This window comes from Chitinophaga solisilvae (genome assembly GCF_009928525.1).
Taxonomy (GTDB): domain Bacteria; phylum Bacteroidota; class Bacteroidia; order Chitinophagales; family Chitinophagaceae; genus Chitinophaga; species Chitinophaga solisilvae.
The window spans coordinates 57,875-68,602 of the sequence record NZ_JAABOK010000014.1; the positions used below are offsets into that span (position 1 = coordinate 57,875).

Here is a 10,728-nt window from a genome sequence, read left to right on the forward strand (position 1 = left end):
TTACCCATCTCCTGATATTCTCAGTATAGCAAGCCTATTTCGGTGATATTTTACTCATGGCACGCTCCGTGATGGCAGTTATCGTGAGTGATGGATTAACACCGGGATTCGAGGAAATCATAGCACCGTCACAGACCAGCATATTTTCATAGCCAAACACATGATTATCCTTATCGATAACACCAGTTGTAATATCATTCCCCATTACTGCACCTCCCAGTACATGTGCCGTAACCGGTATACCAAAAACTGATTCAGTAGCCAGGGTATACGGCTTTCCATCTATCCTACGGGCATAACTGTGCGCAAACACTTCAACTAAAGGCAGGTATGGCGTTGGTTTTACGCCTTTATGTAATACAGACCGCATACCGAACAATCCCTGTTTCAACCGCAGGGATTGTTCTCCCTCCTGCATAAACAGCAAGCCCTGGGTACGTTTACCAAAATCATCCACTAAAATGGTCCTGAGGTTTGTCCGGGGATGCCTGATAAAATCAAAGGCTATTTTCAGGAGCCTTCCTGCCAGCGTATTGCTGTAGGCCAGTGGTATAAAAAACAGCCGCCATACGCCTGACCCTTCATTGTGCCTGAAGGGTTCTACATAAGTTTTATCATCCAGTCTCAGCACCGAACCGATGGCTACTCCTTTTGAGAGATCCTTATTTTGTTTATAGTTGATTACACCCACCACACTTTCATTATTGGTACGGACACCATATCCTACCATAGGAGAAAGATGGGGTAATGAGGTTTCTTTCAGCTTAAGCAGGAGCGATACTGTTCCCAGTGCGCCGGCAGAAAAAACAACTGCCCGGGTAGTAAAGCTTTTCATCTGGCCGGATGTTTTGCATGTTATTTTATAACCGGTCGCGCCCTTTGCACCGTCTAGTGGAACTACGTCGCTGACCATTGTCTCAGGCAGTATTTCGGCGCCATGCTTTCTGGCGAAGTACAGATAATTTTTATCCAGTGAGTTCTTCGCATTATGTCGACAGCCGACAAGGCAGCCGCCACAAAATGTGCATCCGGCGCGGGCCGGCCCCTGCCCGTTGAAATAGGGATCATCAACCTGCTTTCCGGGTTCACCCATAAAAATGCCCACCTCTGCATTACTGAAATTTTCGGGTATTCCCATCTCTGCTGCCATTTCCTGCATTACCAGGTCACCAGGTTCCATTCTGGTGTTACAGGCGCTTCCCAGCATACGCCTGGCTTCTGCATAAAAAGGTGTCAGTTCCTTTTCCCAATCTGCCAATCCTTTCCAGTGACCGGAGTCAAAAAAACCAGCCGGAGGCACAGGCAGTGCGGCAGCATATATCAACGATCCACCTCCCACCCCCACACCATGTAACACTGTCATATGGCGGAAGAAAGAAAGGCTGAGAACTCCTTTAAATTTCAGTAACGGTGCCCACAACCATTTACGGAGATTCCAGTTTGTTTTGGGAAAATCGGTTGCGCTGAATTCCTTACCTTTCTCTACAACAAGTACCTTATAACCTTTTTCTGCCAGTCTTAAAGCACTGACAGCGCCACCAAATCCACTGCCTATTATCACGTAATCATATTGTAGTATCATAGGGTTAATATTAGGATTAATAATACAATGCCTGTGTATACTCTGACAGGCACCTATCATTGGCTGAATATATCCGGGAATATGGATTATGCCCTGTCCGGACTACGGTCCAGCCAGGCAGCCCCTATAGTATGCCGGGAACAATTAATGACTGCTATCATCAGATCCTCGAAAACGGTTCCGGGAAACGACATAACACCATCCTGCTGCAACCGCTTCGCTGCTGCCTTCTGTGTCTCTGTGCTGTTCATATCTTCCAGCAAACCCAGGTTAATATTTAATCCCGGTTTACGCTGCTGTTGGCGTAACACCATCAACGCATCAAAAAATCCGGCAGCGGCAGCTGCTCCGGCCATACCGGGAGTACCCAGCATGCCGGCAATTCCTGAAAAGGAAATGAAGTATTTCAGACGCTCTCCGAGCGTCAGTGTATGCAGGTACCATCCGCTATTAACCGTTTCCCGGAATGGCATATAAAAATCATTTTTCTGCAGAGAGGCAGTCATACCCTCTTCCCATTCATACGATGCGAGGAATATACCACTTAGCGGGGGCATTGTCTTGTTAAGCTCTTCCAGTAAGTGTTTAAGCGAATTACAATCACTGATATCACATAACCTGACAACCACTTCACAGCCGTCAGCACGCATCCCGGTTATTATTTCCATGGTTGAAGCATCCGCATCCCGGTTACTTATGAGGACAAGCTGTCTTGCTCCGTTCCGGCACAGCCATCTGGCAGTCATTAAACCTAATTTTTCTGTACCTCCCGTAACCATAAAGGTTTCATCTGCTGTAAAAAGCGGCGGCGGCAGTGGTTCTACCGGCAATGCAGGATCTTCCATATCGAAAACAATTTTACCCGTGTGTTTTGATCTCAGCATCAGATTAAATCCATCCTGAATACGGGAAGCGGGGAAAACTGTTTCAGGCAAAGGTTTCAGGCTACCCACCCGCCAGTATTCCAGGAATGCCTCCAACATCTCTCCGATAAGACCAGGATTTTCTCGGCCAATTTTCATCAAATCAATAAAAATATAGGATATCCCTTTTTTAAAGTGCTTCATTTCCAACCTGCTGTTACCAAAGATGTCCTTTTTACTTATATCGCAAAAGCGGCCATGCAGGCGCAACAGCTTCAGGCCCTCGATAAGAGCGTCGCCGGTGAGTGTATTGAGCACCAGATCTACTCCTTCATTATTTGTCCATCTGTTTATCTCAGCGGCAAAATCAAGGGAGCGGGAGTCGCATACATATTTTATCCCCATAGACCGCAGTAGTTGCCGTTTTTCCGCTGTACCTGCCGTGGCATAAATTTCTGCTCCCAGCATCTTTGCCATATGAATAGCCGCCAGTCCTACACCTCCGGTAGCTGAATGAATCAGAACACGCTCCCCCTGATTTAATCTGCCGTATTTTATAAAGGCGAGGTATATAGTCAGATAGGCCCCTGGTATGGTAGCAGCCTCTGTTACTGTAATTTCATCCGGAATACGGGCCAATACTGATTCATTAAATAACAATGCCTTGCCGGGGGAATCGCTAACGTCCAGGCCCATTACGCTGTCTCCTTTTTTAAATCTTGTTACGCCGGTTCCAATGCGTGTTACCACTCCTGCAAACTCTTCTCCTAAAGACATTTGTCTGTTCTGTCCTGATTCATAGAGGCCTAATGCCGCCAGTACATTAAAGTAACTGAGACCTGCAGCCTGTACCTTCACCTCCACCTCTTTAGCTCCAGGAGGCGGAGCGTCTACCTGCCTGGCAACAATACTGTTTAACAAACCGGGTCTGGTGGTAACAAATCTAAACGCGATTGACGGTTTCCAGGAAATCTGCTTCTGTGCAATATTATTCTCTGCAGCTATACTCACTTTTTGTAACCGGTATATGCTTACCATATTTCCATGAATAATGTATTCCTTGGCAGTATGTTTACCGGTAATAATACGACAGAGCTGCCCGAACTGTTCCGGGGTGGCAGCAGCAGGTAAATCTATCAGCTGACAATCAAGCTCAGGGTATTCTCTGGAGATTGTCCGGGCAAGACCATTCAACGGCGCTTGCCATAAGGCATCTGTGGTAATATTTTCAGGCTGTTGTGTCCCTCTGAAAATAACGTGCAGCCGGAAAGAATGCCGGTGTTCAGATTTCCGGAGTGCCTGTACCAATGAAATCAGCTCCATACACTTGTCCGAGCACAAAGTGGCCGGTTCCTCCGTATTACCATCTATTGTGTTGATTAAACAAACAATACCCGTATAGGCGTTACCTTTTCTCTTCAGCAATTCGCTCAGTGATATGGCAGCTGGATGAATTGCTGACCTGTCAAAGCTGAACCAGGCAGTATTTTCTGTCATCCGGTCCGGTGGCTGACTGATATCAGGCAACACATCCACGTTGGCCATAGACCTGTTCAGATAATCGACGATATATTGTGTTTCCGGAGTATTGTTTATAATCAGCCAACAGGTATTTCTGATTTCTGCGACAGCTCCCTGTAATATCTCCCTGGTAACTTCCTTAAGCTGCAGTTCATAAAAACTATCTGCAATCGAGGGTTGCTGCCTGTCGGAATGCTTTTCGAAGTACACTTTATCTATTGAGACGAGCTGTTGTCCCATATTGTTATATACGCATACCTGCAGGCTCCAGGTACTTTCGTCTTCCCTGACAATATTACTGTAGCGTATCCATAAGTCGTCCGTAACAATCGTTTTACTAAACAGCTGATATCTGTCCATTCTTACCGGAAGCAGATAGGAGAACCTGTCATTCTCATACTCAACAGGCCATATTGCTGCATGCAGGCAAGTATCCAGAATAGCCGGGGGAATAGTATACTCCCTGCTGTATGTTGTTGCGTCCGCTCCGATGATCATGTGTACCATTGCTTCCTGCGCATTCTTTCTGCAGCTGCAGGCCAATCTGAATGCTGCCCCTGTTTGCAGGCCTGCCTGATTAAAGTAAGCATAGAATGTGGCTGCCGGAATCTCTTCAGAAAAGGTTTCCCAGGCACTTTTGATATCAGCTGCGGGGGGCTGTACTTTGGATTTATAAGACAATTGTATACGACCTTCCGCATGCAATACCGATTTCCCGGGAGCATTTTCTGACATACTGAAAAACTCAAATAGAATAATGTTATGCTGCTCAGTTGTAAAAATCAACTGCACAGAAGTTGCTGCTGATTTTATCCAAAGTGGTTCTGTCAGTTTTAGCTGTTCTATATGCCAGTTATTTTCCGGGAAAATGTTTACTATGGCAGAAGAGATATATTCAAGGCAACAGGCAGCCGGAAAGATGCATTTCCCATGCAGCCGGTAATCCTTTAGCCATGGAAATACTTCAGTATCGATAACCGCCTCCCAGCAGACCATCTCCTTGTGTCCGGCCATGCGCCTTTGTATGGCTCCGAATGAATGATTAGCTGTTACCTTTATTTTATCGGATCCGGAAGGATATGACAAGTTACTCATAACTCAGGTTTTAACTCAATCAGATAATTATCAATTTACCATCCTGATAGCATATGCTGATATCTACTGTTGCCAGGGAAACAAACCCGTTTCAGCATATCTTCTGATATTCCTTTGAACTTCCGGTGTGGCAAACGCTTTTCCGCTGGTAGTTACAGACAGCTCTCTTACAGTATCCAGGCTGTATAATTCTTTCATGAATGATTTCAATGAGATAATAGCTGGCCGGGATATTCTTTTCAGTCGCAGAAGATGAGTGTTTAACAGGGCCACGTCATTGGCCGCCCAGGCATCAACTATTCCCCATCCATATGCCAGTTGTACATTGATAGCTTTGGTAGACAACGCGAGATATTGCGCATGATGAAAACCGGCCTTCCGTATCAGGAAAGGCATTACGCAGGCAGGTATTAGTCCGAATAAAAGCTCAGACAAGCTAAAACTCGCATCTGCACCGGCAATCACCATATCTGACGCTGCTATCAATCCCATTCCGCCGGCATTCACTTTTCCCTGTACATGAGCAATACTGATAAACGGTCCGGTTGCCAGGCAGTACAGAAATTCATATAAGGCAGCGGTATTCAGCTGTGCGGCCTCATTAAAATCAGCTCCCATACAAAATATTTCCGGCAACCCTTGCAGCACCAGTATGGTTGCATGTTGTCCGTACTGCTGCAATGCATCGAAGCACTCTTCAATCAATAATGGATTAATAGTATTGTTGTTTTCAGGACGAAATAGCTGAAGATAGAATACAGATGCCTCCATACGCACCTTTATAGTCTGATAGTTATTCATTCCGGTAAATATTCATTTTTGATGATAAAATTTCTGCGGCTTCCTTCATTATTCTCAGGGCAATTTCATCTACATGCCTGTTTCTCCAGCTTTCCCAGGGAGTGCCTTTCACCCACTGATTGAAAGCGCCCAGCGCAGGCCCTGTCTGTATCTGAAAATCTGTCTGGCATGATATGTCTCCCTTCATAGCCAGCCTTGTCGAATAGCCGAAATACCATCTGAAGATGTAGGCCATTTTCTGTTTAGGGTTATGAACTGCTTTTTCCAGGTCACCCAGAGAGTAATAAGATTCTACATCCTTGTATATCTCTTCAAAGCTGCGTTTAAAGAAGTTCTTCTGAATATGATTTCTTGTTTTTTCATCAATTTCATCAAGGCTATTATGATATCTGTAAAGGTCGTATAACATATTTGCCCTTGCGGGGAAAAAAACGCCTCTTTTCAGCACCTGCACCTTAGCGCCTATTTCAAACAGGTCGCCTGCAGGTGCATAGGTAGTATCCTGAACGTTGATATCCTGCAGCATATCCTTTACAGCATCACTCATGCCTGCTTCCACTGTACATTGATTAATAGATCCAGTCAGAATAAAATCAGCGCCCATGATAAAAGCTGCTGCAGCGGCTTCAGGTATACCGATGCCTCCCGCTGCACCTACACGTATCCTGCGGCTGTACCCCTGATTTTTCATATACTCATCTCTTTGCCGCATTATTACCGGGACCAATGCAAGGGCAGCTCCCTGGTCGGTATGCCCTCCTGAATCCGCTTCCACACAGATATCATCTGCCATGGGAATCAGCCGGCCTAATGTCGCTTCTTCCTGCGTAATTATATTTTCTGCCAGCAATTTTTCGATTAACTGTTCTGGTGGCGGGCTCAAAAACGCAGCAGCCACCTCTGGTCTGGATAGTTTCACCATAATTCTCACCGGAGAATGAACGGAGCCATCCATACTTCTGGTAAGACCGGTCAGTCTGACCCGAACCAGCTGCTGAGTTACATTCATATAGGCAGCTACTTCGACATGTCTGACCTTATACCTGAGTATTAAATCCACCATGTCCCGTTCTCTGGAACCGTTCAGCAGATTAAATCCATATGCTTCTCCATTCCTGAGCTGCCGTTGTATATCTATTATGGCAGACTCCATTTCATCTCTTTTCATACCACCGGTTCCAAAATATCCAATCATACCAGCGCGCCCCATTCTTATTACCAGTTCCCGGGATGCAATACCATGTACCATTGCACCAGTAACGTAGGCATACTTCAGGTTATAATCTTTTCTGAACTCCCGGTCTCCCAGCTGTTCGGCCTTTATCACAAAAACTTTGTCTGATCGTTCCTGTCTTTGTACCGTGTCCCGAAATATCCTTTTATCTTTTCCGGGTTCAGCAGGCTCCGGAGACCGGGTTGTTATCATCGCCCCTGCTACTTTTTCATTATTACCGGCAGGCTTCATCTGAATAAACTGCTGCATTTTAGTCAGCACATCGCCAGGTCCTGTTTCACAGAACTCCCTGTACCCTTTATGAATAAGCCCGCTGATACTTTCATACCATCTCACCTGGCTGGTTATCTGTTGAATCAGCATATCCATAACGTTATCTTTATATTCACCCGCAGTAGTATTGGCAATAACAGGCAACTGTAAGGGCGAGAAGATAAAGGCAGACAGATATGCCCCAAAATCTCTTGCCACAGATTGCATATAGCGGGAATGAAAAGCGCCGCTGACATTGAGCGGGTAATAAAGCCTCGCCCCTTCGGCTGTAAATATTTGCTGCGCTCTGTTAATATCATCTTTCGGGCCGGCGATCACAATCTGTTCAGCAGAATTGTAATTGGCGATATCCAGCGTATCAAAATGTGTTTGCAGAATTTGTGTTGTTTTCTCCAGGTCAAGTCCAAGTACTGCGGCCATTGTTCCGTTTGTCATACCACTCATGAGTTCTCCTCTTTTTTTAACTATCCGGAAGCCGGTTTCAAAGGAATAGGCTCCTGCAGCAAACAGTGCGGTATACTCTCCCAGGCTGTGCCCCAGTACACAATCGGGTCTGGATTCCTTTTCAATTCTTTCCAGGTACATCAATGTATTAACCAGGAACAAGGCTGGCTGGGTATATTGCGTCTTATTCAACAGACGTTCAGGATCTTTAAGGCAGAGCAACACCATATCATATCCCATGATGCTGTTTGCTGATTCAGTAATATGCGGATATCGGGCAAACAGGTTACCTCCCATTCCTTTCAATTGAGAGCCTTGCCCTGGAAACAGAAATGCTTTCATACATGTAATTTTCTGATAAAAAAAATTAATCTGACACCCTCCTCTGCTATCAGGTAAAGGTTTTATCTGTCAGCAGCATAGTACCCGGTGGGAGATATTGCTGCTGCAACACCTGTTCCTCTCATTAGCATGCTATGCTTTCTTTACTTTATCATTGCTGCCAGGTAAGGTGATATAATCAAACTAAACAGCTTTTATTGACAAAGTCGCTGAAAGCGGCGGCTGTCATATATTCCCTGTCATATAACAGTTCACAGAATTCAGTAAGTAAAGCTATTGGATGCTGATTATACATCAATAGCAGGTGATTGGGCGCCTCCAGGTTAAGCAGATGAAAATCAGGCATTACAGCTTTCCAGTCCCTCCAGTCAACGCTCTTCTTCATATCTTGCGGCTCAGGTTTCAGACAGAACCAGAGTTCCATCTCACCATAAAATATTTCATTCCTGTTATAGAAAAAGTAACAGGGAACTTCTTCCGGTTGTGGCAAAGGCTTCAGTATATAGTGATCGACCCGGTAGTTCAATAGCAACTGTACCTTGCACATTACCTGTTCCTTAAAAGAGGCTTCCTGTCTTCTGAAACCCTTCTGCAACGCCAGTGTTATCAGTTGTTGCAGGAAAGCGCTGTCATCCAGGTGAGTATCCACTTCGTTTCTCCGGATAATCAGGCGTCCTGATTCTTCAGGATGTTGCACTGCCCGTGAAAACAACATGGAGTTTACCATCTTCAGTAACAGATCTTTGTAACTTGTCAGGAACCGTGTTCGGTCAGACGGCGGATCTATCATTACAACAGAGCTTATTTTTTCACCCTGTTCCTGTAACTGCCTGATGATTTCACAGGCAATTACGCCACCTAATGAAAATCCGCCGAATTCATAAGGGCCTTCCGGTTGTATGGCCCGTATTACTTCCAGGTAACGTGCGGCAATGGCAGGGATACCAGGAATGAAAGTATTTCCGGGCGGCAGCTGTTCCTTTGGCTGAAGCAGCCAGACAGGCCGGGGTACTGACTGCATCAGTTTTATATAGGGTTCAATTCCCCCCATACCACTATGCAACCAGAATACCGGGCGTCCGGAAACAGCATTATTCAGTCGCGTTAATTTCGAATGAGGTATATTGTCCGGTGTGAAAGCGTGCTGCCGGTTTGCTTCCTGTCCGTTTAATGCCAGAATGGATTTAAGTGCATCATCAACATTTATTCCTCCTGCCTGTAAAGCCTGCAGAATAAGTTTAACTTTCATGAATTTTCATTTTTGTCGTTTTCAGGAATATGCTATTTACTCCATTCATATTTCCGGTGAAAATCCCGGATTTCCTTCAGGTAAAGTCTTGGTGCGGCTTTGACCACATCCCATGCGCGGGGAATAAGCTGATGATCAGGCGTTACATCACGTACGCCAAAACCCATAACAGCACTGTTACCGGCAATAATTTCATATTCAGTGACAGATAATCTTAACCGCTGGCTGAGGTGATCCTGTATCCTGAATTGCCGCTGCAGGGCCTGTCCGTCTTTTGTCACCACGCCGCTGTAAAATTCCGAGCAGCATCCGGACCCATAGGAGAAGCATCCGATACGGCCAGGTGTATCATAATTTCCGTTATCAATGGTACTGGCCAGCGACAGAAAAAGCGTACCTCCCATAATATTACCCACCTGCTGACAGTATATCAGCCCTGGCTTTACGCGCCGTGTAAAATCGGCTTCCGTCTCAGCGGGGTCCGCATTGACCAGCTTACGCATGATACTGCGATGCGCGCCTTTCACCATTCCGCCGAAAGGCGTATGAAAAGACAGAAACTGGAAACTATTCCGGTAATCCGCATAGGTTACTCTTTTTTTGTACTCCAGATAAGACTTCTCACAGCATTCCATATATGACAGCAGGGACAAATCTGCGTTACCTACCTCCTTGTCATTCTGTGGCCGGCAGGTATCCATTATTTCATGCCCATAATATCCGTTTGCACCAATATCCGCTGTAAACACACCAGGAGATGCACTTACCAGCAGCGCCACAGCTCCGGCGCCATTGCTGGGTTCCGCAAACGCCAGGTCTTTATCACCGTTTTCGCTGCCGCTGACAATTGTAAAACGACTGATATCTGTAGCAATCACCAGCGCTTTAGCTCCGGGGGAAGCGTTGGAAAGAATAAAGCTGACAGCCATCTGCAGACCTGCTGTACCTGAATAACAGGCCTGTTTTATCTCAAACAGGCGGCAGTTACGGTTAAGGCCGAGGTAATGATGCACATAGGTACTTACTGATTTACCGAAATCTATCCCGGATTCCGTACAGGTAATCAATAACTCGATGCGGCTTCTTTCCTGCTCTGTCAGCGATGCTATCAGCGGCTGTGCAGCATTTACCGCAAAGGTTACCGGATCTTCATAAGGCAATGCTACTGTCTTGCTTTTTATCAAAAGGTTTTCAAACCTGGTCTGGTTCAGGTTACGGTGTATGGCCAGCTCCTGGACATCCAGGCAGGCGGCGCCACCGTAAATATTCATGGCCTGTATTCCTGCTGTTATCATTTTCTATTATTTTTTTGCTTACCAATAAA

Annotated in this window: 6 protein-coding genes; all 6 read right to left on the reverse strand. The window is 45.7% G+C overall.

Annotated elements, in window-relative coordinates; translation table 11 throughout:
* Positions 1–34: 34 nt before the first annotated feature.
* Positions 35–1,582 (reverse strand): GMC oxidoreductase, encoded by a 1,548-nt coding sequence (locus tag GWG06_RS24555; RefSeq protein ID WP_160716693.1) that lies wholly within the window; start codon positions 1,580–1,582, stop codon positions 35–37.
* 86 nt (positions 1,583–1,668) lie between these two features.
* Positions 1,669–5,061, reverse strand: a complete 3,393-nt coding sequence (locus GWG06_RS24560; protein ID WP_160716695.1) for a KR domain-containing protein — start codon at positions 5,059–5,061, stop codon at positions 1,669–1,671.
* Between the two features lie 63 nt (positions 5,062–5,124).
* Positions 5,125–5,862, reverse strand: a complete 738-nt coding sequence (locus GWG06_RS24565) for an enoyl-CoA hydratase/isomerase (RefSeq protein WP_160716697.1) — start codon at positions 5,860–5,862, stop codon at positions 5,125–5,127.
* On the reverse strand, positions 5,855–8,155 hold the full coding sequence (gene fabD / locus GWG06_RS24570; RefSeq protein ID WP_160716699.1) for an ACP S-malonyltransferase: 2,301 nt from the start codon (positions 8,153–8,155) through the stop codon (positions 5,855–5,857). The genes GWG06_RS24565 and fabD overlap by 8 nt, the downstream gene beginning before the upstream one ends.
* A gap of 178 nt (positions 8,156–8,333) precedes the next feature.
* Positions 8,334–9,404 (reverse strand): thioesterase domain-containing protein, encoded by a 1,071-nt coding sequence (locus GWG06_RS24575; RefSeq protein WP_160716701.1) that lies wholly within the window; start codon positions 9,402–9,404, stop codon positions 8,334–8,336.
* Positions 9,405–9,436: 32 nt separating this feature from the next.
* Positions 9,437–10,699, reverse strand: coding sequence for a hydroxymethylglutaryl-CoA synthase family protein (locus GWG06_RS24580; RefSeq protein WP_160716703.1), 1,263 nt, complete (start codon positions 10,697–10,699; stop codon positions 9,437–9,439).
* Positions 10,700–10,728 lie beyond the last annotated feature (29 nt).

Excerpts from the sequence above, each read along its gene's own strand:
- GWG06_RS24555 (WP_160716693.1), bottom strand. The coding sequence starts at position 1,582 with ATGATACTACAATATGATTACGTGATAATAGGCAGTGGATTTGGTGGC.
- GWG06_RS24560 (WP_160716695.1), bottom strand. The coding sequence starts at position 5,061 with ATGAGTAACTTGTCATATCCTTCCGGATCCGATAAAATAAAGGTAACA.
- GWG06_RS24565 (WP_160716697.1), bottom strand. The coding sequence starts at position 5,862 with ATGAATAACTATCAGACTATAAAGGTGCGTATGGAGGCATCTGTATTC.
- fabD (WP_160716699.1), bottom strand. The coding sequence starts at position 8,155 with ATGAAAGCATTTCTGTTTCCAGGGCAAGGCTCTCAATTGAAAGGAATG.
- GWG06_RS24575 (WP_160716701.1), bottom strand. The coding sequence starts at position 9,404 with ATGAAAGTTAAACTTATTCTGCAGGCTTTACAGGCAGGAGGAATAAAT.
- GWG06_RS24580 (WP_160716703.1), bottom strand. The coding sequence starts at position 10,699 with ATGATAACAGCAGGAATACAGGCCATGAATATTTACGGTGGCGCCGCC.